Raw genomic sequence first — 22,365 nt, forward strand, 5'->3', positions numbered from 1 at the left:
ATGGCTTCGAAGCTGAGCACGGTGCTGGCCGCGGCCAGGGCCGAGGACCGGGCGGCGCTGATCGGGTACCTCCCGGCCGGGTTCCCGACCGTCGACGGCGGGATCCGGGCGGTCAACGCGCTGATCGAGGGCGGCTGCGACGTCGTCGAGGTCGGGCTGCCGCACTCCGACCCGGTCCTGGACGGGGCCGTGATCCAGACCGCCGACGACATCGCGCTGCGCGGCGGGGTGCGGATCAAGGACGTGCTGCGCACCGTCCAGGAGGTCGCCACCGCGCACCCCGGGGCGGCGGTGCTGGTGATGACGTACTGGAACCCGGTCGACCGCTACGGGGTCGCCCGCTTCGCGGCGGACCTGGCCGCGGCGGGCGGGGCGGGCTGCATCCTGCCGGACCTGCCGGTGGAGGAGTCCGAGGAGTGGCGCAAGGCGGCGGAGGAGCACGGGCTGGACACCGTGTTCGTGGTCGCCCCGAGCAGCAAGGACGCGCGACTGGCGGAGGTCACGGCGGCCGGCAGCGGCTTCGTGTACGCGGCCGCGGTGATGGGCGTGACCGGGACCCGCTCCGCGGTCGGCTCGCTGGCCGAGGACCTGGTCGCCCGGACCCGGGCCACCACCGACCTGCCGGTCTGCGTCGGCCTCGGGGTCTCCGACGCCGTGCAGGCGGCGGAGGTCGCCCGGTTCGCGGACGGGGTGATCGTGGGATCGGCCTTCGTCAAGCGGATCCTGGAGGCCGGCGAGGACGAGGCGGCGGCGCTGGACGCCGTCCGCGCGCTCGCCGGTGAGCTCGCCGCGGGTGTCCGCAGGAGCTGACCCGTAGTCGAACCGACGGCCCGCCACCCTCCGGGGTGGCGGGCCGTCGTGCTGTCCGGCCCGACGCGCCGGTCGTCCACTTCGCGGCAGCCCCGAACGAGTGAACAGCGAGGGCGACACGCATCAGGCGGGATTGACCGGCGTTGAGAGGAGGGACGAGTGCACGGACCACGTGCACGGGGTGGCCGAGCGAGCGAAGGGGTGAGCCGGTGGCGGGTCTTCATCGGGCCGTGCTGCTGCGGGCGGCAGCGGCCGCGCTGGCCCTGGGGGCCGCCGTCGGCGCCCACACCGAGGTGGGGCAGGCGCTGGCCAAGCGGGGGGCCGAGCGGGCCGAGCGGGAGGCGGTGGCCTGTGCGGAGGCGGCGCGCTGGGACGCGGCCGAGCGGGCCGCCCGGGCGCCGAGGGAGGCGCGGCCGGAGCTGTTCGACCCGGGGCGGCTGCCGGGGTGCCGGTGACGGAGGGGTGTTCGACGGAATCGGACAGAACGTCACTCGTCCGGCGTAATTCCTGAATCCGGAGGAACCGCCCTTCATCCATTACGGTTCATCAGGGAGTGAACGAGTTTCCTGAGGGGGGTTCCCTGATGACCGGCCCGGCGGTGCAGCCCGGTGACCCGGCCGTGCGGCGGCCGGCGCCGGTCTGGAGCGAATGGTTGGGCACCGCCGTGCGGCTCGGCCTGGCGGTGGTCTGGGGGTGGGCCGGACTGGCCAAGATCGCCGACCCGGCGGAGGCCGCCCAGGCGGTCCGGGCCTACGAGATCCTGCCCGAGGGCCTGGTCAAGCCGATCGGCTACGGGCTGCCCTTCCTGGAGCTGGCGCTCGCCCTGCTGCTGGTGATCGGCCTCGGGGTCCGGCTGGTCGCCGGGGTCTCCGCGCTGCTGCTGCTCACCTTCATCGCCGGCATCGCCTCGGCCTGGGCGCGCGGCATCTCGATCGACTGCGGCTGCTTCGGCGGCGGCGGACACGTCGACGCCTCGCAGACCGAGTACCTGCAGGAGATCCTGCGCGACACCGGGTTCCTGCTGCTGGCCGGGTGGCTGCTCGTGCGGCCGCGCACCCGGCTCTCGGCCGACGGCTGGCTGGCCAGCTGACCCGTCCGGCCGTCCCCCACCCCCGCACCCGACGAAGGCCCCCCGACCGTGGATGTCAAGGCAATGAGCGAGAAGAACCGAGAAGGCAAGCGCACCGCCCGTGAGCGGATGCTGGACCAGCGGGCGGCCGAGGAGGCCTCCTCGCGGCGCAGGAAGAAGCTGATCGTCGGCGGGGCCGTGCTCGCGGTGATCGCCGCCGCGGTGGTCGCCGGCGTGGTGGTGCAGAACCAGCGCTCCAAGCCGGAGACCCCGACGGCCGTCCCGGCCGGGACGATCGGCGACAAGAACCTGGTGGTCCCGGTGGGCGCGAGCAACGCGCCGTCGGTGCTCACGGTGTACGAGGACCCGCGCTGCCCGGCCTGCGGCATCTTCGAGCGGGAGTTCTCCTCCACCATCGACCAGCTGGAGGACCAGGGCAAGATCTACACCAACGCCCACGTGGTGTCCTTCATCGACCGGGCACTGCCGGGCAAGGGCTCCAAGAACGGGGCGAACGCGCTGGCCTGCGCCCAGGACGCCGGGCACTTCCGGGACTTCCACGACGTGCTGTACCGCAACCAGCCGGACGAGACCAACGACGCCTTCGGCAACAAGGCGGTGCTGCTGAACCTGGCGAAGCAGGTGAACGGGCTGGACACGCCGGAGTTCCAGGCCTGCGTCAACGACAACAAGTACGGCGGCTGGGTCTCCGCGGTGCAGCAGGACTTCGACAAGTCCAGCTACAAGTCGACGCCGACGGTGCTGCTCAACGGCACGCCGATCTACCCGAAGAACGGCGACGAGGAGATCACCCCGGCCAACCTGGTGAAGTGGGTGGACGCCGCCAACCAGGGCAAGCAGCTGGGCACGCCGGGGACCAACGGGCAGAGCCCGGCGCCCACGGCGGCCGCTTCGGAGGCGAACAACCCCTCACCGGCCGCCGGCTGAACCGCCCCGCGCCGCCGCCCCCTTCCACCCGGGAGGGGGCGGCGGTGTCCGTTGTTCGGTATCTGTGACCCCGGGGGTGTCGGATGGGGGCGTCCGACCCTGTAGCGTCGGAACCGCCATGGATATCGCCTACATTCCCAGCCCGTCGCGGGGCGTCCTCTACCTCGGACCGATCCCGCTGCGCGCCTACGCCTTCTGCATCATCCTCGGTGTCGTCGTGGCCGTCTGGCTCGGCAGCAAGCGCTGGGTCGCCCGGGGCGGTGCCAAGCACACCGTCGGCGACATCGCCGTCTGGGCCGTGCCCTTCGGCCTGGTCGGCGGCCGGCTGTACCACGTGATCACCGACCACCAGCTGTACTTCGGCGAGGGGAAGAACCCCTGGAACGCCTTCAAGATCTGGGAGGGCGGCCTCGGGATCTGGGGGGCGATCGCGCTGGGCGCGGTCGGCGCCTGGATCGGCGCCCGCCGCCGGGGCGTGCCGCTGCCCGCCTACGCCGACGCCATCGCGCCGGGCATCGCGCTCGCCCAGGCGATGGGCCGCTGGGGCAACTACTTCAACCAGGAGCTGTACGGGCGGCCGACCACGCTGCCCTGGGGCCTGGAGATCCACAAGACGCTGCCCGGCGGTGAGGTGGTGACCGGCGTCTACCACCCGACCTTCCTGTACGAGTCGCTGTGGTGCGTGGGTGTGGCGCTGCTGGTGATGTGGGCGGACCGCCGCTGGAAGCTGGGCCACGGCCGGGCCTTCGCGGTGTACGTGGCCGCGTACACGGTGGGCCGGTTCTGGATCGAGTACCTGCGGATCGACGAGGCCCACCACTACCTGGGCCTGCGGCTGAACGACTGGACGTCGATCGTGGTGTTCCTCGCCGCGGTGGCGTACTTCGTGATCGTCGGGAAGCGCAAGCCGGGCCGCGAGGATCCGGCGAGCATCGACCCGGCGGCGCACGAGGGTGCCGAGGGCGTCCCGGGCGCCGAGGAGAAGCCGGCGGGCGGGAAGGCGGCCGAGAAGACGACCGAGAAGGCGGGCGCGAAGGCGGCCGAGAAGGCGCGCGAGACGGTGGACGGGGACAAGCCGTCTCAGCTGCTGGACGTCGAGGCGGAGGAGAAGGCGGCCGGGAAGCCCGCCGCCACCGCCGCCGGCGGCGCCGAGAAGACCGGCAAGGACGCCGCGAACCCGATCTGAGCAGGCACTTCCACTGACTGAGGCTGCCCTTCGCGAGAGCTGCGAAGGGCAGCCTCAGCATCGTTCGGGAAGCCTTACTTTGCTGGAAATGCCCAGGTCAGAAGGGCTACGGTCAGGGCGACGAAGAAAGACGGAGGGGAAGAACCGTGACTGCCAGCACCCTGGAAGCCGAGCCCGCCCAGCACCCGCGGATACCCGCCGCCGACCACCACCGGGACGTCAACGGCGGCTGGCTGCGGCCCGCGGTGTTCGGCGCGGTGGACGGCCTGGTGTCCAACTTCGCGCTGATGACCGGTGTGGTCGGCGGCGCGGCGTCCCACGGCACGGTGATCCTCACCGGGCTGGCGGGTCTGGCGGCCGGCGCCTGCTCGATGGCGGCGGGGGAGTACACCTCGGTGGCCTCGCAGCGGGAGCTGGTGCAGGCCGAGATCGAGGCCGAGCGGCTGGAGCTGAGCCGCAACCCGCACGGCGAGCTGGCCGAGCTGGCGCAGCTGTACGTCTCGCGCGGGGTGGAGCCGGAGCTGGCCCACGAGGTGGCCCGGCAGCTGTCCCGGGACCCGGAGCTGGCGCTGGAGATCCACGCCCGGGAGGAGCTGGGCGTCGACCCCCACGACCTGCCCTCGCCGCTGGTCGCGGCGGCCTCCTCGTTCCTGTGCTTCGCGCTCGGTGCGCTGCTGCCGCTGCTGCCGTACCTGCTGGGGGCGACCACGCTGCTGCCCGCGATGCTGCTGGCGGGCCTCGGCCTGTTCGGCTGCGGCGCGGTGGTGGCCCGGGTGACGGCGCGCAGCTGGTGGTTCAGCGGGGTGCGGCAGCTGGTGCTGGGCGGCGCGGCGGCCGGAGTGACGTACCTGCTCGGCTGGCTGATCGGCGGGCACGTCGGTTGACCGTCGTCGACCGTATGACGGTCGACCGCACTGCATGACTATGCCGGGCAACGCGTGACGTTCCGCACATGGACGTCGCGGGTTGCCCGGCATCGTCTCATCATCCGGGCCTCTGGACCGCTGATTCGCATCCGTCGACCCCGGTCCCGGGATGGATTCCCAGGCGTCCATGATCAGGGTGTGTGGCGTTCCGGTTTCGCCCCTGTTTCAGGCGGGGGACGGTTGGGCACAATCGTCGGGACGTGCACTGTGGCACGTCCTCTCTCCCAGCCTCCTGACCTGCGTGTCCGTCCGCCATGTGGACGGGATATTCCGCTTCTCGGGATCCTGGGCATCATGGAACTTGCACCGCACCACCCGCATCAGGGCCAGCGTCGTCCCTACTTGCACCAACTTGCCGAAAGACGACGACGGGAGAGCCGATGCTGTCTGCATCCATGCACTCCGCCAACGAGCCCCAGGCCGGCGCCGCCCGCCAGCCGTACTCGCTCGTGCCGGATGCGCGACCTGCTGCTCAGGGCCTGTACGACCCGCGGAACGAGCACGATGCCTGCGGCGTCGGTTTCGTCGCCACGCTGACCGGCGTCGCCGACCACACGATCGTCGAGCAGGCGCTGAACGTCCTGCGCAACCTGGAGCACCGCGGCGCCACCGGCGCCGAGCCGGACTCCGGTGACGGCGCGGGCATCCTCACCCAGGTCCCGGACGCCTTCCTGCGCGGACAGGTCGACTTCGAGCTCCCGGCGGCCGGCCGCTACGCGGTGGGCATCGCCTTCCTGCCCGACGAGGACGCCGCCGCCGCGGCCGCCGTCGAGCGGATCGAGACGATCGCCGCCGAGGAGGGCCTGACCGTCCTCGGCTGGCGCGACGTCCCGGTCACCCCGGACCTGCTGGGCGCCACCGCCCGCAGCGTGATGCCGCGCTTCCGCCAGCTCTTCCTGGCGGACGGGGCGAAGGCCGGGATCGAACTGGACCGGATCGGCTTCGTCGTCCGCAAGCGGGCCGAGCGCGAGGTCGGGGTCTACTTCCCGTCGCTGTCCGCCCGCACCATCGTCTACAAGGGCATGCTGACCACCGGCCAGCTGGAGCCCTTCTTCCCCGACCTGTCGGACCGCAGCTACGCGTCCGCGATCGGCCTGGTGCACTCGCGGTTCTCCACCAACACCTTCCCGAGCTGGCCGCTCGCCCACCCGTACCGCTTCGTCGCCCACAACGGCGAGATCAACACGGTCAAGGGCAACCGCAACTGGATGCGGGCCCGGGAGTCCCAGCTCGCGACGGACCTGATTCCGGGCGACCTGTCGCGGATCTTCCCGATCTGCACGCCGGACCACTCCGACTCGGCGTCGTTCGACGAGGTCCTGGAGCTGCTCCACCTCGGCGGGCGCTCGCTGCCGCACTCGGTGCTGATGATGATCCCGGAGGCCTGGGAGAACCACGCCACCATGGACCCGGCCCGCCGGGCGTTCTACCAGTACCACTCCAACCTGATGGAGCCCTGGGACGGCCCGGCCTGCGTCACCTTCACCGACGGCACCCAGATCGGCGCCGTGCTCGACCGCAACGGCCTGCGCCCGGCCCGCTACTGGGTCACCGAGGACGGCCTGGTCGTGCTCTCCTCCGAGGTCGGCGTGCTCGACATCGAGCAGGAGAAGGTCGTCCGCAAGGGCCGGCTGCAGCCCGGTCGGATGTTCCTGGTCGACACCGTCGAGGGCCGGATCGTCGCGGACGAGGAGATCAAGTCCGCCCTGGCCGCCGAGCACCCGTACGGGGAGTGGGTCGGCGCCGGGCAGATCCAGCTCGCCAAGCTGCCCGAGCGCGAGCACATCGCCCACACCCACGCCTCCGTCACCCGCCGCCAGCAGACCTTCGGCTACACCGAGGAGGAGCTGCGGGTCATCCTCGCGCCGATGGCCAAGACCGGCGCCGAGGCGCTCGGCTCGATGGGCACCGACTCGCCGATCGCGGCGCTGAGCGAGAAGCCGCGGCTGCTGTTCGACTACTTCGTGCAGCTCTTCGCGCAGGTCACCAACCCGCCGCTGGACGCCATCCGCGAGGAGCTCGTCACCTCGCTGCTGTCCAACCTCGGCCCCGAGGGCAACCTGCTGGCCGCCGAGTCCGCCTCCTGCCGCTCGGTCGGGATCACCTTCCCGGTGATCGACAACGACGAGCTGGCCAAGCTGGTCCACGTCAACGCCGACGGCGACCAGCCCGGGCTGAAGGCCGTCACGCTGTCCGGCCTCTACAAGGTCGCCGCCGGCGGCGAGGGACTGGCCGCGCGGCTGGCGGCGGTCGCCGCCGAGGCCGACGCGGCGATCGCCGACGGCGCCCGGATCATCGTGCTGTCCGACCGGCACTCCGACGCCGAGCACGCGCCGATCCCCTCGCTGCTGCTCACCTCGGCCATCCACCACCACCTGATCCGCACCAAGCAGCGCACCCAGGTGTCGCTGCTGGTCGAGGCCGGCGACGTGCGCGAGGTGCACCACGTCGCGCTGCTGATCGGCTACGGCGCCGGCGCCGTCAACCCGTACCTGGCGATGGAGTCGGTCGAGGACCTGGTCGCCCAAGGGGTGTTCATCCAGGGCGTCGAGGCCGAGAAGGCGATCAAGAACCTGATCAAGGCGCTCGGCAAGGGCGTGCTCAAGGTGATGTCCAAGATGGGCATCTCGACCGTCGCCTCCTACCGCGGCGCCCAGGTCTTCGAGGCGATCGGGCTCTCCCAGGACCTGGTCGACGCCTACTTCGCCGGGACCACCACCAAGCTCGGCGGGATCGGGCTGGCGGAGGTCGCCAAGGAGACCGCCGCCCGGCACGCCAAGGCCTACCCGGCCTCCGGCATCCCGGCCGCGCACCGCGCGCTGGAGATCGGCGGCGAGTACCAGTGGCGCCGCGAGGGCGAGCCGCACCTGTTCGACCCGGACACCGTCTTCCGGCTGCAGCACTCCACCCGCAACCGCCGGTACGACATCTTCAAGCAGTACACCGACCGGGTGAACGAGCAGTCCGAGCGGCTGATGACGTTGCGCGGCCTGTTCCAGCTGGACGGGCTCGACCGGGAGCCGATCCCGGTCGAGGAGGTCGAGCCGGTCTCCGAGATCGTCAAGCGCTTCTCGACGGGCGCCATGTCCTACGGCTCCATCTCGATGGAGGCGCACGAGACCCTGGCCATCGCGATGAACCGCCTCGGCGGCAAGTCCAACACCGGTGAGGGCGGCGAGGACCCGGAGCGGCTGTACGACCCCGAGCGGCGCTCGGCGATCAAGCAGGTCGCCTCCGGCCGGTTCGGCGTCACCTCCGAGTACCTGGTCAACGCCGACGACATCCAGATCAAGATGGCCCAGGGAGCCAAGCCCGGCGAGGGCGGCCAACTGCCCGGCCACAAGGTGTACCCGTGGGTCGCCCGGACCCGGCACTCCACCCCGGGCGTCGGCCTGATCTCGCCGCCGCCGCACCACGACATCTACTCGATCGAGGACCTCGCCCAGCTCATCCACGACCTCAAGAACGCCAACCCGGCCGCCCGCATCCACGTGAAGCTGGTCTCCGAGGTGGGCGTGGGGACGGTCGCCGCGGGCGTCTCCAAGGCGCACGCCGACGTGGTGCTGGTGTCGGGGCACGACGGCGGCACCGGCGCCTCGCCGCTCACCTCGCTCAAGCACGCCGGCGGACCCTGGGAGCTGGGGCTCGCCGAGACCCAGCAGACCCTGCTGCTCAACGGGCTGCGCGACCGCATCGTGGTGCAGACCGACGGCCAGCTGAAGACCGGCCGCGACGTGGTGATCGCCGCGCTGCTCGGCGCCGAGGAGTTCGGCTTCGCGACGGCCCCGCTGGTGGTCTCCGGCTGCATCATGATGCGGGTCTGCCACCTGGACACCTGCCCGGTCGGCGTCGCCACCCAGAACCCGGTGCTGCGCGAGCGCTTCTCCGGCAAGCCCGAATTCGTGGTCAACTTCTTCGAGTTCATCGCCGAGGAGGTCCGGGAGATCCTGGCCTCGCTGGGCTTCCGCTCGATCGAGGAGGCCGTCGGCCGCGCCGAGCACATCGACGCCCGGGCCGCGATCGACCACTGGAAGGCCGTCGGGCTCGACCTGGCCCCGCTGTTCCACGTGCCCGAACTGCCCGAGGGCGCCGCCCGGCACCGCACCACCGAGCAGGACCACGCGCTGGACAAGGCCCTGGACAACCAGCTGATCGCGCTGGCCGAGGACGCCCTGGAGCGCGGCGAGTCGGTGCGCATCCAGCTGCCGATCCGCAACGTCAACCGCACCGTCGGCACCATGCTCGGCCACCGGGTGACCAAGCGGTACCGCGGCGAGGGCCTGCCCGAGGGCACCATCGACGTCACCTTCACCGGCTCGGCCGGCCAGTCCTTCGGCGCCTTCGTGCCCAAGGGCGTCACCCTGCGGCTGGAGGGCGACGCCAACGACTACGTCGGCAAGGGGCTCTCCGGCGGCGTGCTCGTGGTCCGCCCGGCCCGTGAGGCGGCGGCGATCGGCAACGACGCCCAGAACCACGTGATCGCCGGCAACACCATCGGCTACGGCGCCACCGCGGGCCGGATCCACCTGCGCGGCAAGGCCGGTGAGCGCTTCGCCGTCCGCAACTCCGGCGCCACCCTGGTCGTCGAGGGCGTCGGCGACCACGCCCTGGAGTACATGACCGGCGGCCGGGTCGTCGTCCTCGGCGAGACCGGACGCAACCTCGCGGCCGGCATGTCCGGCGGCATCGGGTACGTCCTGGACCTGCGCCCCGCCAACGTCAACGACGGCATGGTGGGCATCGAGGCCCCCAGCGCCGCCGACCGCGACTGGCTGCGCGAGACCGTGCAGCAGCACTACGAGGAGACCGGCTCCACCGTCGCCGCCGAACTCCTCGCCGACTGGGGCAGCGGGGTCTCCCGCTTCTCCAAGATCATGCCGACCGACTACAAGGCAGTGCTCGCCGCCAAGGACGCCGCTGAGCGCGATGGCCTCTCCGAGGCCGAGACCACTCGCAAGATGATGGAGGCGGCTAATGGCTGACCCCAAGGGCTTCCTGACCACGCCCAAGCAGCTGGCGGAGCGCCGACCGGTCGACGTCCGGATCAAGGACTGGAACGAGGTCTACGTCGAGCGCAGCCTGCTGCCGATCATCACCCAGCAGGCCGGCCGCTGCATGGACTGCGGCATCCCGTTCTGCCACAACGGCTGCCCGCTCGGGAACCTCATCCCCGAGTGGAACGACCTCGCCTACCGCGAGGACTTCACCGGCGCCATCGAGCGGCTGCACGCCACCAACAACTTCCCGGAGTTCACCGGGCGGCTGTGCCCCGCTCCCTGCGAGTCGGCCTGCGTGCTCGGCATCAACCAGGACGCGGTGACCATCAAGAACGTCGAGGTCACCATCATCGACAAGGCCTGGGACCGCGGCGGGGTCACCCCGCAGGTCCCGGAGCGGCTCTCCGGCAAGACCGTCGCCGTGATCGGCTCCGGCCCGGCCGGCCTGGCCGCCGCCCAGCAGCTCACCCGGGCCGGGCACACCGTGGTGGTGTACGAGCGCGCCGACCGGATCGGCGGACTGCTGCGCTACGGCATCCCCGAGTTCAAGATGGAGAAGCGCCACATCAACCGCCGGATCGAGCAGATGCGGGCGGAGGGCACCCGGTTCCGCACCGGCGTGCACGTCGGCGAGGACCTCACCGGCCAGGACCTGCGGTCGCGCTTCGACGCCGTCGTCGTCGCGGCCGGCGCCACCACCGCCCGCGACCTGCCGGTGCCCGGGCGCGAGCTCAAGGGCGTCCACCAGGCCATGGAGTACCTGCCGCTGGCCAACAAGGTGCAGGAGGGCGACCTGGTCGACTCCCCGATCAGCGCCCGGGGCAAGCACGTGGTGGTGATCGGCGGCGGCGACACCGGCGCGGACTGCGTCGGCACCGCCCACCGCCAGGGCGCCCTGTCCGTCACCCAGCTGGAGATCATGCCGCGACCCGGCGAGGAGCGGCCCGGCAACCAGCCCTGGCCCACCATGCCGATGACCTACAAGGTCACCTCCGCGCACGAGGAGGGCGGCGAGCGGATCTACTCCGTGAACACCACCCACTTCACCGGCGACGAGGACGGCAACGTCCAGGAACTCCACCTGGTCGAGGTCGAGTTCAAGGACGGCCGGTTCGAGCCCGTCCCCGGCACCGAGCGGACCCTGCCGGCCCAGCTGGTCACCCTGGCCATGGGCTTCACCGGGACGGACGTGCGGAACGGGCTGGTCGAGCAGCTGGGAGTGGACCTCGACGCGCGCGGTAACATTGGCCGCGACGGCCGGTTCGCCACCAATGTCGATGGCGTGTACGTCTGCGGAGACGCCGGCCGAGGCCAGTCGCTGATCGTCTGGGCCATCGCGGAAGGCCGTTCGGCCGCCGCCGCGGTGGACAAGTACCTGGGCGGCAAGACCCCGCTTCCCGCCCCGATCCGGCCCACGGACCGCCCACTGGTGGTCTGACGGCCCCGGACGGTCCCCGACCGGCCCACCCCGAACCCCCGGCGCCGCATCGCCGGGAGCTCAACCCGCTGCCCCCGCCAGCGTCGCCGGGCCAACGCGGTCTCCTGGCGCCTGCCCTCTTCCCCGACCAGTTGGAGGGCGGGCGCCGTCGCGTTCCCCGGGGCCTTTCGACGGCGGTGTCGGGTGGCCCCGACGGGGTTCCCGACAGCGGTCCCGACGGGGTTCCCAGGCGGTTCTCACCCGCCGTCCCGGCCGCCTTCCGCGTCCCCGTCACGGGCGCTCTCACCAGGCTCTTACCGGCGCCCCCGGCTGCGGTTCCGTCCGTGCACCGGGAGCCCACTCCCAGCGTTCTCCCAGGCTTCGCCGGACGAACGGAATGCCCGCCGGCACGGGCTGTTGTTCGTCGGTGCCAGGTGAAAGACTGCCGCCGACGGCCGGGGGGCTGCGCGAGTGCGGAGGGTGACTTCGATGGGCACGACTCAGGCAGGCGGGGGCGCCACCGTACGGCGTCTGCTGCTCGGCAGCCAGCTGCGCAAGCTCCGCGAGGCCAGAGGCGTCAGCCGGGAGGAGGCCGGGTACTCGATCCGCGCCTCCGAGTCCAAGATCAGCCGGATGGAACTCGGCCGGGTCGGCTTCAAGGAGCGCGACGTCGCCGACCTGCTGACCCTGTACGGCGTGGACGCCGAGTACGAACGGGCCAATGTGCTCGGGCTGGTCCGGGAGGCCAACGCCACCTCCTGGTGGCACGACTACGGCGACGTGCTGCCGCCCTGGTTCCAGAACTACCTCGGACTGGAGGAGGCCGCCGCCGAGATCCGCAGCTACGAGGTCCAGTTCGTCCACGGGCTGCTGCAGACCGCCGACTACGCCCGCGCGGTGATCGCCGCCGGCGGCCACTGCGAGCAGGAGGAGGAGATCGAGCGCCGGGTCGAGGTGCGGCGCAAGCGCCAGGACCTGCTCACCGCCGACCACCCGCCCCACCTGCTCGCCGTCCTCGACGAGGCCGCGCTGCGCCGCCCCTGGGGCGGGCCCGGACTGATGCGCGGCCAGCTGGACACGCTGCTCGAACTCTCCGAACTGCCCAATGTGCGGCTGCAGGTGCGGCCGCTGGGCGGCGCCGCGCTGAGCGCCGAGAGCGGCGCGTTCAGCGTGCTGGCCTTCTCCGAGGCCGAACTCGCCGACGTGGTCTACCTGGAGCAGTTCACCACCGCGCTGTACGTGGACAAGCCGGCCGAGGTCGCCTCGTACCGGCAGGCGATGGACGGGCTGGCCGCCGAGAGCCTCGGCCCGGACGAGACCCGAGGTCTTCTGCACTCCGTACGCCAAGAGCTTTGACACATCAGTACGATGAGGTCCCATCAGGTCGGGCACGAGAGGGATCAGATGTCGTACTTCTCCGAGTTGGCGCTGCAGTACATCGACGGCGAATGGTGCGGCGGCGGCGGCTCCTGGGACATCGTCGACGTCGACCCCTACACCGGTGACAAACTGGCCACCATCACGGTGGCCACCGTCGCGGAGGTCGACCGGGCCTACCGCGCCGCCGAGCGCGCCCAGCGCTCCTGGGCCGTGACCAACCCGTACCGGCGCCGACTGGTCTTCGAGCGCGCGCTGCGGCTGGTCGAGGAGCGCGAGGGCGAGATCGTCGAGGCGATCATGGTCGAGCTGGGCGGCACCGCGCTCAAGGCGGGCTTCGAACTGGGCCTGGTCAAAGACATGTTGCGGGAGTGCCTGCACCTGTCGGTCGCCTCCGAGGGGCGGCTGCTGCCCTCCACCGCGCCGGGCAAGGAGAACCGCCTGTACCGGGTGCCGGTCGGCGTGGTCGGCGTGATCAGCCCGTTCAACTTCCCGCTGTTCCTCGCCCTGAAGGCGGTCGCCCCGGCGCTCGCGCTCGGCAACGGCGTGGTGCTCAAGCCGCACCAGGAGACCCCGATCGTCGGCGGCAGCCTGATCGCCAAGCTCTTCGAGGACGCCGGCCTGCCGCCCGGCCTGCTGAACGTGGTGATCACCGACATCGCCGAGATCGGCGACAGCTTCCTGGAGCACCCGGTGCCCAAGGTGATCTCCTTCACCGGCTCCGACCAGGTCGGCCGGCACGTCGGCACCGTCGCCGCCGCGCACTTCAAGCGGTCCGTGCTGGAGCTCGGCGGCAACAGCGCGCTGATCGTACTCGACGACGCCGACGTCGACTACGCCGTGGACGCGGCGGTGTTCAGCCGCTTCGTCCACCAGGGCCAGGTCTGCATGGCGGCCAACCGGATCCTGGTCGACCGCGCCGTGCTCGCCGAGTTCTCCGCGAAGTTCGTCGCCAAGGTCGCCTCGCTGACCGTCGGCGACCCCAGGGACCCGGCCACCCACGTCGGCCCGCTGATCAACTCCGTCCAGGCCGACGCCATCAACGCCCAGGTCGACCAGGCGATCGCCGGCGGCGCCACCGCCCTGCTGCGCGGCACCACCACGGGCAGCCTGATGGCGCCCACCGTGCTCACCGACCTGGCCGAGGACGCGCCCATCCTGCAGCGCGAACTCTTCGGCCCGGTCGCCCTGTTGGTGCCCTTCGACGGTGAGGAGGAGGCCGTCCGACTGGCCAACGCCTCGCCGTTCGGGCTCAGCGGCGCGGTGCACACCGCGGACCTGGAGCGCGGGGTGCGGGTCGCCCAGCGGATCGAGACCGGCATGATCCACGTCAACGGCGGGACCATCGCGGACGAGCCCGGGGTGCCGTTCGGCGGCGAGAAGAACTCCGGGGTCGGACGGCTCAACGGGGAGTCCACGGTGGACGCCTTCACCACGGTGAAGTGGATCTCGGTGCAGCACGGGCGGGCGCCGTTCCCGTTCTAGGCCCCGTTCAGGGCCTGCTGCGTCACGCGGCGCGGGCCTCCCGGCGGTAGCCGCCGGGAGGCCCGGCCGAACTCCCGCTTGAACGCCCCATCTCGAACGGCACGATCCGCGTCAGCTCGCCCAGATAACCTGGAGCGAACACCCCTCGGCTACCGCGATTTGTCGACTGATGACAGACTATCGGCGCCTTGGGGAGCGTTGCCGCGTCGCGCAGCAGGAAGCCGGACCTGCCGGTTGTCGGTGGGCGTGTGCATGTTGATCGCCATTGCCGAAAAGGGGGTGAACGATCACGAGGCGGGCTTACAAGTTCCTGTTGCGTCCGACAGTGCGGCAGGAGGTGGCGTTGACGGCGATGCTGGCTGATCACTGCTCGCTCTACAACGGGGCGTTGCAGGAACGCCGCGACGCCTTCCGGCACCCGTCGAGGACATCGATCAAGTACGGTGACCAGTCCGCGCAGCTCAAGGAGATCCGCGGGTTCGACCCGGAACGACAGGGGCGCTGGTCGTTCAGCTCGCAGCAGGCGACGCTGCGACGCCTGGACAAGGCGTTTCAGGCGTTCTTCCGCCGGGTCAAGTTCGGTGAGAAGCCCGGTTATCCACGGTTTCGTGGTGTGGGCTGGTTCGACACGGTGGAGTTCCCGAAGGACGGCGATGGCTGCCGATGGGACTCCACCCCGCACGAGGCCGTCACCCGCGTCCGGCTGCAAGGCGTCGGGCACATCCGGGTACACCGGCACCGGGCCGTGCGCGGTCGGATCAAGACGATCTCGGTCAAGCGCGAGGGACGGCAGTGGTACGTCGTCCTGGCCTGCGATGACGTTTCCGCCGAGCCGCTGCCCGCCACGGGCGCGGTCTGCGGTATCGACGTGGGCGTGGTCCACTACCTCACCACCCACACCGGTGAGCACCTGCCCAACCCGCGCCACGGCAAGCGCAACGCCGAAGCCCTGGCCGACGCGCAGCGCGCCCTCAAGACCTTCCCGAGGGTGCGCCGGGACAAGCGGACGACGAAGCACCGCCGGGCGGTGGCCAAGGTCGCCAAGCTGCACCGCAAGGTCGCCCGGCAGCGCCTCGACCACGCACACAAGACCGCCCTGGCCCTGGTCCGCGACTACGACCGGATAGCGCACGAGCGGTTGAATATCGCGGGCATGGTCCGCGCTCCCAGGCCCAAGCCCGACCCCGAGCGGCCGGGCGGCTTCCTGCCGAACGGCGCCGCGGCCAAGGCCGGGCTGAACAAGAGCATCCTGGACGCGGGTTGGGGGTGTTTCCTGGGTATCCTCGCGAACAAGGCTGAGAGCGCCGGTCGTGTCGTGATCCCCGTGGACGCCCGCAACAGTTCCCGCACCTGCCCCCGCACAACGTGCGGGCACGTGTCGGGAGACAACCGTCCCAACCAGGCAACCTTCCAGTGCGTCAAATGCGGGCACACCGAGAACGCTGACCGCGTGGGCGCATTGAACGTCGCTATCAGGGCCGGGCTGGTCCTTCCCGACGTGGCATAGCCACCGACAGGAGAAGCCCCCCGGATTCATCCGGGGGGAGGAGTCACGATGCTGACCAGGGTGCCGCCGGGCTTGACGGGAACACCCCCGCCCGCACCGCCACGTCCACCGGGTTCACCCCGGCGGCCTTCACCCGCACCAGCACCTCGCCGCTCAGCGGCTCCGGCCGCTCCACCTCGGCCACCCGCAGCACCTCGGGGCCGCCGAACTCCTGCTGCACGATCGCGCGCATCGCTCTCTCCCTCACCCGGTTCAACACCGGCCCCCGGTGGGGCCGTTCTCGATGTGCTCAACAGTAGGGAGATCGGGAGAGCGGATGAATATCCTCAAGTCTTGGCCGGATGTCCGATCGTCTCGCCGGACGAGCGGATCAGGCGGGGTAGCGGACCAGGCCGTCGGTGGCGAGCTCGAAGTCGAAGGGGGCCGGGATCGGCACGCGGTCGCCGAACTTGCCGTGCCACTGCTGGTGGTAGCCGCTGTCGGAGGGCTCGGAGTAGAGGGTGATGTCGCCCTCGCGCGGGTCGATCAGGAGGTAGAGCGGGATGCCCATCAGCGGGTAGTCGCGGACCTTGCCGACCAGGTCGTTCTCGGGGTTCGAGGGCGAGACGATCTCCACCGCGATCGCGGCTTGATCGGCCGGGGTCTGGTTCCCGGCAGACTCCAAGGGGATGTAGGTGAGATCGGGATTGCGCAGTTTGCCCACGTTCGGCGAGGCCAGATCCGTGTTCTCGCTCGGCATCATGTCGGCAGGCTCGTGAGCCTCGAACTGCCTGCGGATCAGCAGGAGGTTGCGCTGATGGATCGCGGACGGTCCGGCCATCATGATGATCTCGTCGCCGGAGATCTCGATCTTCCATCCGGCCGGAGGCGTCAGGCTCTGCGCGTACTCGAGCAGCCGGGCGTGGCGGTCGGGGATCTGGAACTCGCTCATGGCTCCATTCTTCCACCGGGAACGGCACGAAGGCCGTCTGCGCGAGGGCAGACGGCCTTCGTGGAAAGGTGCGACTAGAACACCGGCTGGCCGGCGCGGACCAGGCGCCAGGAGTTGGTGAAGAAGTCGGCGGGGTCGATGACGCCCTTGGCCTTGACCCAGGCGATCATGGTGTTGCGGATCTCGTCCGAGTTCGCCCAGACCGCCTTGGCGGAGGCGACGTGCGGGAAGTTGCCGCCGCCGTTGGCGCGGTAGTTGTTGACCGCGAGGACGAACTGGGCGTTCGGGTCGATCGGCTTGCCCTGGAAGCCGAGGTTGACGATCCGGCTGCCCTTGGGCTGCGAGATGTCGATGTCGTAGCTCAGGCCGTAGACCGAGTCGTAGTTGTAGTCCGGGGTGTCCTCGGCGTTGGTCAGGGTGTCCTTGTTGACCGCGGCGCCGACCGCGAGCTGGTTGTAGTACTTAGCCGAGAACTCCAGGTAGTCCTTGAGCTGGGCGCCCGTCAGGAGGCGGGCCTCCAGGGTGTTCTCGTAGATGTACAGGCCGGCCGCGTCGCGCAGCTTGACCTGGCCGGACGGGATCAGCGCGGTGCGGTTGAACGGGGCGGCCTGGGCCAGGACCGGGAGGTTGGCGTACTGCCCGCCCGCCAGCGCGGCCTTGACGGCGTCGGCCTGGACCTTGCCGATCAGGTCGATGATCGGGGTGGCCTTGAACCGGGCGTCGGCGATGGACAGTTCGATCTTGCTGTTGCCGATGTTCTGGTTGACGTACTCGACGACCTTCTTGTGCTGGCCGAGGATGGCGTCGCTGATCTCCGGGTTCTCCGGCACGGTGTTGGAGTTCAGCACCCGGGAGGAGACCGAGGCGACCGTCCAGCGGCCGTCGGTGAACTCGACCTCGAAGTCGAAGCAGCTCAGCCGCTGGCCCCAGCACAGCGGCTCGGAGAGCACCACGGTCCTGCCGGTCTTCTTGTTGACGATCAGGCGCTGGGCGACCTCTTTGTGGGTGTGGCCCACCAGCACCGCGTCGATGTCCGGGACGGTCGCGGCCATCTCGCCGGAGGCGTCCTCGGGCCAGGGCAGCTGGTCGCCGTAGGTGGTGGCCTCGTCGATGCCGGAGTGGGCGGAGACCACGATGACGTCCGCGCCGGCCGCCTTCATCCGGGGCACGTACTTGGCGGCGGTCTCCACGATGCCCGGGAAGATCATCTGGCCGGCCACGTTGGCCTTGTCCCAGATCGCGATGCCGGGGTTGGTGAGGCCGAGGATGCCGACCTTGATCGGGGTGTCCTCGTCCAGCCACACCTCCTTGATCACGTACGGCTTGAAGGCCGGCTTCTCGTTCTTCGCGTGCAGCGCGTTGGCGCCGAGCAGCGGGAACTCCAGCTGGTCCTCGAAGGCCTTCACGGTCGGGATGCCGTAGTTGAACTCGTGGTTGCCGAGGGCGGCCGCGTCGTAGCCCATGAGGTTCATGGCGACGGCCATCGGGTGGTCCGGCACGTTGTCGCCGTCGGTGGCGATCGGCTCGATCCGGGCGTAGTAGTAGGTCAGCTGGGTGCCCTGGATGATGTCACCGGAGTCGATGAGCAGGCAGCGGTCCCAGCCCTTCTCCTCGCGGACCTGGTTGGCCAGGGTGGAGACCTTGGCGAGGCCGACCGCGTTGTGCGCCTTGTCGACGTACTCGGCGTCGGTGAAGTAGTCCCAGTTGAGGACCCGGCCGTGCAGGTCGGTGGTGCCCATGACGGTGAAGGCCTGGCGGTGGGGCTTGCGCTTGTGGCCCTTGGCGGCCGCCGTGTCCGGCTCGGCGGCCGCGGCGGCTGGGGCGGCGGCGACGACGGCTCCGCCGGCCAGGGCGGCGCCTGCGGCGGTGGCGGCGGACCGGGTGACGAAGTCACGGCGGTTCAGCGACATGGACGACTCTCCCGAGTGGGGAACGACGGCGGATGGGCCGTCAACTTGTGTACGTGTGGGGTCCGTAGCGCGTCCGCTGCTGCGGTGACGCGCGTAGAAGGACGCGCGTAGAAGTGTGCCGTGCGGCCGGGGCGCTGAATAGTCCTCCGACGTTTCCAACAGGTGAGATCTTGGCGACTCGTTCGTGACCGGGATGGGGGGAGGAAGGGGTGGTAAGGGGCGGGAGGGCCGAAATCCGGCCACCCCGCCCCCGATCCCGTCACGCCGGATTCGACGCCCGGTCCAGCCCGGCGGACAGCAGCTTCACCTCACGGCCCAACCCGCCCGCCGGGTCCGGTGCGTCCGGGCCCGCCCAGGGCAGCCAGGTGCGGGCCCGCAGATAGCCGTCCACCGCGACCGGCAGGCCGTGCCCGACCACCGGGTCGGCCGCCGGACCGGGCCCCGCCTCGCGCAGCGACGCCAACAGGGCGTCCACCCCGGCGGAGGCCGGCAGCGGAACGGTGTCCAGGTACGCGGCCAGCGCCTCCAGTTCGGGGAACGGCGCGGGCGGTGGAGGCGGCGGCGGGGGCGGAGGCGGAGGCGGCGGGGGAGGCGGTGGCGGCGGGCCGGGCGTCAGCAGCGCGCCGACGCCGTACAGCCCCGCCACCACCGCCGGCCACCAGACCCCGCCCAGCCCGGCGAAGTGCAGCCCCAACCCGATCGCGCCGCCCCCGCAACCGACCAGGTTCCGGGCCGACCCCAGGTAGTCGACCACCTGCCGGCCGTACCCGTCACTGGTAACCACGGATCTCCTCGAACACCCCGTCCAGCGAGCCGCCGCCGTCGAACAGCTTGCCGCCGCTGAGGTCCGCGATCCCCTGCAACTGGGCCACCGCGGCCTCGCCGAACTTGATCGGGAACACCGGGATCGACTGCTCCGCGGCCGGCAGCCCGTCGTGGAAGCGCTTGAAGTCCGCGTCGGTCGCGCCCTCGTTGCTCTCCCCGTCCGTCATCAGCACGATCGAGGTGAAGCGGTCGTCCCCCGCCGCCTTCTGCTGGCCCTCGACCACCCGGTACGCCTGCTCCAGCGAGTCGTACAGCGCGGTGCCGCCCTCGGCCTTCAACGACTGGACGTCGCCGTTGATCGAGGCCAGCTCCGCCGCCGGCCCCGGAGTGGCCCCCGAGGCCGGCACGACGTGCGTCCTCGTCCACTTCACCTGGGAGGCGAAGGAGATCAGCGTCACCTCCTCGCGGTCCCGGAACCGGCTCACCCCGCGGGTGTCGTCCGCGCCGGTCAGCCGGCCCAGCGCCGTCTTCAGCGAGTCCAGCCGCTGCCCGTCCATCGAGCCCGAGGTGTCCAGCACGTACACCGTCCGGGACGGCCGGCGCAGCTCGTTCTGGTACGCGGCCAGCAGGCCGTCCGCGACCGCCTTGGTGCCCGGGAACGGCAGCTCCCGGCGGCGGTCGGACGGCAGCCCCGCGGCCGGAGAGGCGCCGGCCGTCACCGGACGGCGCAGCGTCAGCTCGGAGATGCGTTTCTGCACGTCCGGCTTCAGCAGGTAACCGGTCAGCCGCTGGAAGGAGTCGCGCTCGCCCTGCTGCGCCGAGGACAGCAGCGACAGCGGGTAGTCCGCCGAGACCACGCCGTCCACCGGGCGCACCACGGTCAGCCGCTGCTCCGCCGGCAGCGTCCGGTTCAGCGACAGCAGCACCGACTCGTAGTTCACCAGGGCGCCGACCTTGCCCGGCTCCGCCCGGCCGTAGGCCTGGGCCAGCCAGCCGGAGGAGCCGGAGGTCAGCTTCTGGCCGGTGAAGAACTGCTTCAGCTGCGGCGCCGCCTTCCGCACGTCCGCCTCGGTCAGCGCCGCCCCCGCACCGGAGAACGCCGAGGCCACCGCGACCAGCGCGGAGAAACCGGAGTTGGAGCGGGTCGGGTCGGACATCCCGTAGGACAGCTTCCCGGCCGCGGCCGCGTCGCCGACCTGCGCCCAGGTCACCTTCGAACCGTCGCCCCAGCCGAGGTCGCCCAGGACCGAGGAACGCACCCCGACGGCCACCGGGGAGACCATCACCGGGGTCTCCGACAGCACCTTGGACCGGCCGGCCGGATCGAGCCGCAGGTACTGGTTGGACGGGAACCAGGTCGCGTCGTACTTGCCGTCCGCGCGGCCGGTGGAGACGGTGTCCGCGCCGTCCAGGGTGCCGGTGAAGGCGAGCTGCACCGTCACCCCGGTCGCCTTCCGGGCCTCGTCCAGGACCGGCTGGATGTCCTGCAGCTCACTGCCGGCCAGCACCCGCAGCACCCCCGGCTTCGGGGTGTCGGCGATCGGGTCGGACGGGTTCGGGTGCGGGGCCGGGCCGGACGAGGAGGTGCAGGCGGTGGCCGCGGCGAGCACCGCCGCCAACACGGCCGCGACCGCGGACGCGGCCCGACCGCGGTGCTTGGTACGGAGGTTCACTTCGGGTTCCCCTTGGCCGCGGCGGTCAGTTTGAGCAGGTTGTCCAGGGACGGCACGGTCGCCTGCTTCACCTGCGCCGCGTTCAGGTCCTGGGCGAAGACCGGCTGCTTGACGTTCCTCACCTGCTCGGCGAAGGCGTCGGCGCGGGCCTGCGGGCGGAAGCCGTACCGCACCTCCAGGCCGCGCAGCTTCTCGTCGTTCTGCAGCAGCCCGGCCAGCTTCCGGCCGTTGTCGGTGCGGGCGATGATGGTGTGGTCGGAGTACGCGGTGGTGTCCGGGTACATCACCACCATGTCCCCGGTCGGCTGGCCCTGCAGCGCCATCGCGGCGACCTGCGACTCGTAGCCGAAGATCAGCGGATTGCCGACACCCGCCTGGAAGTCCCGGAACGGCTCGTCGCTGCTGCTCTTCTGGCCGCCCTGCAGCGCCGTCGCCCGGTACAGCACCGTGTGGGCCCGGTCGACGCCGGCATCGTCCGAGACCACCGAGTGGCTGTTCAGGATGTACGACAGCAGCGCGACGTACAGGGCGCCCGAGGAGGAGCTCTCCGGGTCGGTGGTGGTCACGAACAGCGGACCGGCCAGCTCGCCGTGGCCCTGGGCGCCCGTCAGGTCCTGCCACTTCCTGGCCGCCGTCAGGTCGTCGACGTAGGTGTCCATCTTGAACGTCCAGACGCCCGAACCCCCGTCCCTCGCCGCCAGGTTGTTCTTCGCGAGGATGTCCGCCACGTCCGCGTGGGTGACGATCACCAGCGGGGAGTAGAACGGCACCAGCGGTGAGTCCTGCTGCCCCCACTTGCGCTGGATCTCACGGGCCGGCGCGGTGCTCGCCGGGAACGCGAAGTCCAGGTCGCGCTGGCTCTTCGCCTGCTCGCTCATCGTCCAGGAGCCGGTGGAGTCGACGTGCACGTCCAGGCCCTGTTTCGTCAACTCCTTCCTCACCTCGGGGTCTTCGAAGAAGGCCCGCTTCTCCGAACCGATCAGCCCGGTGACCTTGACCGTCTTGTCCGGCCCCGGATCCGGGATCAGGGCGTACGTCACCCCGCCCAGCAGGGCCAGGGCCGCGAGCACCCCCAGAGCGCGTCTCATCGCGAGCGCCTCCCCCTCGTCGCTGCGTCACCCCCGGGTGCGACACCCGGGGGTGACGAGCGTCCCGCCGGGCGGGGAGCACGGACGGAAGCGGTGGTGAACCGGGGGTGAACACCGTTTCACGGAATCGCATCGGCCGGAGCCCCGGCACGGGGAACCGGGCGGCCGTCGCACACCGGTCCGAGAGCGTGTCAGATTGTTCAACTCGCCTTCCCGGAACGGTCATCCCGCAGTCCGGACCCACGTCGTGGTTACGCGCCGGTAATGCCTACGCTC

General features: G+C 71.1%; 16 protein-coding genes and 1 pseudogene. 11 read left to right on the forward strand and 6 right to left on the reverse strand.

Going from position 1 to position 22,365, the window contains the following annotated elements; all coding sequences use genetic code 11:
- From trpA to ABTZ03_RS31860, 11 genes are all read left to right on the forward strand, one after another.
- The gene (gene trpA, locus ABTZ03_RS31810; RefSeq protein ID WP_350516595.1) at positions 1-810 is read left to right on the forward strand and encodes a tryptophan synthase subunit alpha; all 810 of its coding nucleotides are present in this window, start codon (positions 1-3) and stop codon (positions 808-810) included.
- Between the two features lie 209 nt (positions 811-1,019).
- Entirely contained in the window at positions 1,020-1,265 is a 246-nt protein-coding gene (locus tag ABTZ03_RS31815; RefSeq protein ID WP_350516596.1) for a hypothetical protein, read from the forward strand.
- A 128-nt stretch (positions 1,266-1,393) separates the two neighbouring features.
- Entirely contained in the window at positions 1,394-1,900 is a 507-nt protein-coding gene (locus ABTZ03_RS31820) for a MauE/DoxX family redox-associated membrane protein (protein WP_350516597.1), read from the forward strand.
- A 63-nt stretch (positions 1,901-1,963) separates the two neighbouring features.
- Complete coding sequence (locus ABTZ03_RS31825; RefSeq protein ID WP_350516598.1) at positions 1,964-2,827, forward strand: DsbA family protein; 864 nt, start codon at positions 1,964-1,966, stop codon at positions 2,825-2,827.
- A gap of 118 nt (positions 2,828-2,945) precedes the next feature.
- The gene (gene lgt / locus ABTZ03_RS31830; protein ID WP_350516599.1) at positions 2,946-4,013 is read left to right on the forward strand and encodes a prolipoprotein diacylglyceryl transferase; all 1,068 of its coding nucleotides are present in this window, start codon (positions 2,946-2,948) and stop codon (positions 4,011-4,013) included.
- A 161-nt stretch (positions 4,014-4,174) separates the two neighbouring features.
- Positions 4,175-4,897 (forward strand): VIT1/CCC1 transporter family protein, encoded by a 723-nt coding sequence (locus ABTZ03_RS31835; RefSeq protein WP_350516623.1) that lies wholly within the window; start codon positions 4,175-4,177, stop codon positions 4,895-4,897.
- Between the two features lie 437 nt (positions 4,898-5,334).
- Positions 5,335-9,921 carry a glutamate synthase large subunit gene (gene gltB, locus ABTZ03_RS31840; RefSeq protein ID WP_502894651.1) on the forward strand — a complete coding sequence of 1,529 codons (4,587 nt, stop codon included), beginning with the start codon at positions 5,335-5,337 and terminating at the stop codon, positions 9,919-9,921.
- Complete coding sequence (locus ABTZ03_RS31845) at positions 9,914-11,374, forward strand: glutamate synthase subunit beta (protein WP_350516601.1); 1,461 nt, start codon at positions 9,914-9,916, stop codon at positions 11,372-11,374. The genes gltB and ABTZ03_RS31845 overlap by 8 nt, the downstream gene beginning before the upstream one ends.
- Before the next feature lie 468 nt (positions 11,375-11,842).
- Positions 11,843-12,709 (forward strand): Sco1979 family transcriptional regulator, encoded by an 867-nt coding sequence (locus ABTZ03_RS31850; RefSeq protein ID WP_350516602.1) that lies wholly within the window; start codon positions 11,843-11,845, stop codon positions 12,707-12,709.
- A 48-nt stretch (positions 12,710-12,757) separates the two neighbouring features.
- The gene (locus ABTZ03_RS31855; RefSeq protein WP_350516603.1) at positions 12,758-14,215 is read left to right on the forward strand and encodes an aldehyde dehydrogenase family protein; all 1,458 of its coding nucleotides are present in this window, start codon (positions 12,758-12,760) and stop codon (positions 14,213-14,215) included.
- 286 nt (positions 14,216-14,501) lie between these two features.
- Complete coding sequence (locus ABTZ03_RS31860; protein ID WP_350516624.1) at positions 14,502-15,722, forward strand: RNA-guided endonuclease InsQ/TnpB family protein; 1,221 nt, start codon at positions 14,502-14,504, stop codon at positions 15,720-15,722.
- Positions 15,723-15,804: 82 nt separating this feature from the next.
- Here ABTZ03_RS31860 and ABTZ03_RS31865 read toward each other — a convergent pair.
- The 6 genes and pseudogenes from ABTZ03_RS31865 to ABTZ03_RS31890 all read right to left on the reverse strand — a co-directional run.
- Positions 15,805-15,954 (reverse strand): annotated as a pseudogene (locus tag ABTZ03_RS31865) (NADP-dependent oxidoreductase); the annotation flags it as partial.
- Positions 15,955-16,092: 138 nt separating this feature from the next.
- On the reverse strand, positions 16,093-16,653 hold the full coding sequence (locus tag ABTZ03_RS31870; RefSeq protein ID WP_350516604.1) for a Uma2 family endonuclease: 561 nt from the start codon (positions 16,651-16,653) through the stop codon (positions 16,093-16,095).
- A gap of 74 nt (positions 16,654-16,727) precedes the next feature.
- On the reverse strand, positions 16,728-18,563 hold the full coding sequence (locus ABTZ03_RS31875) for a bifunctional metallophosphatase/5'-nucleotidase (RefSeq protein WP_350516605.1): 1,836 nt from the start codon (positions 18,561-18,563) through the stop codon (positions 16,728-16,730).
- Positions 18,564-18,822: 259 nt separating this feature from the next.
- The gene (locus ABTZ03_RS31880; protein ID WP_350516606.1) at positions 18,823-19,347 is read right to left on the reverse strand and encodes a hypothetical protein; all 525 of its coding nucleotides are present in this window, start codon (positions 19,345-19,347) and stop codon (positions 18,823-18,825) included.
- Complete coding sequence (locus ABTZ03_RS31885; RefSeq protein WP_350516607.1) at positions 19,334-21,001, reverse strand: VWA domain-containing protein; 1,668 nt, start codon at positions 20,999-21,001, stop codon at positions 19,334-19,336. The genes ABTZ03_RS31880 and ABTZ03_RS31885 overlap by 14 nt, the downstream gene beginning before the upstream one ends.
- Positions 20,998-22,089 (reverse strand): substrate-binding domain-containing protein, encoded by a 1,092-nt coding sequence (locus tag ABTZ03_RS31890; protein ID WP_350516608.1) that lies wholly within the window; start codon positions 22,087-22,089, stop codon positions 20,998-21,000. The genes ABTZ03_RS31885 and ABTZ03_RS31890 overlap by 4 nt, the downstream gene beginning before the upstream one ends.
- Positions 22,090-22,365 lie beyond the last annotated feature (276 nt).

Source organism: Kitasatospora sp. NPDC096077 (assembly GCF_040303245.1).
Classification (GTDB): domain Bacteria; phylum Actinomycetota; class Actinomycetes; order Streptomycetales; family Streptomycetaceae; genus Kitasatospora.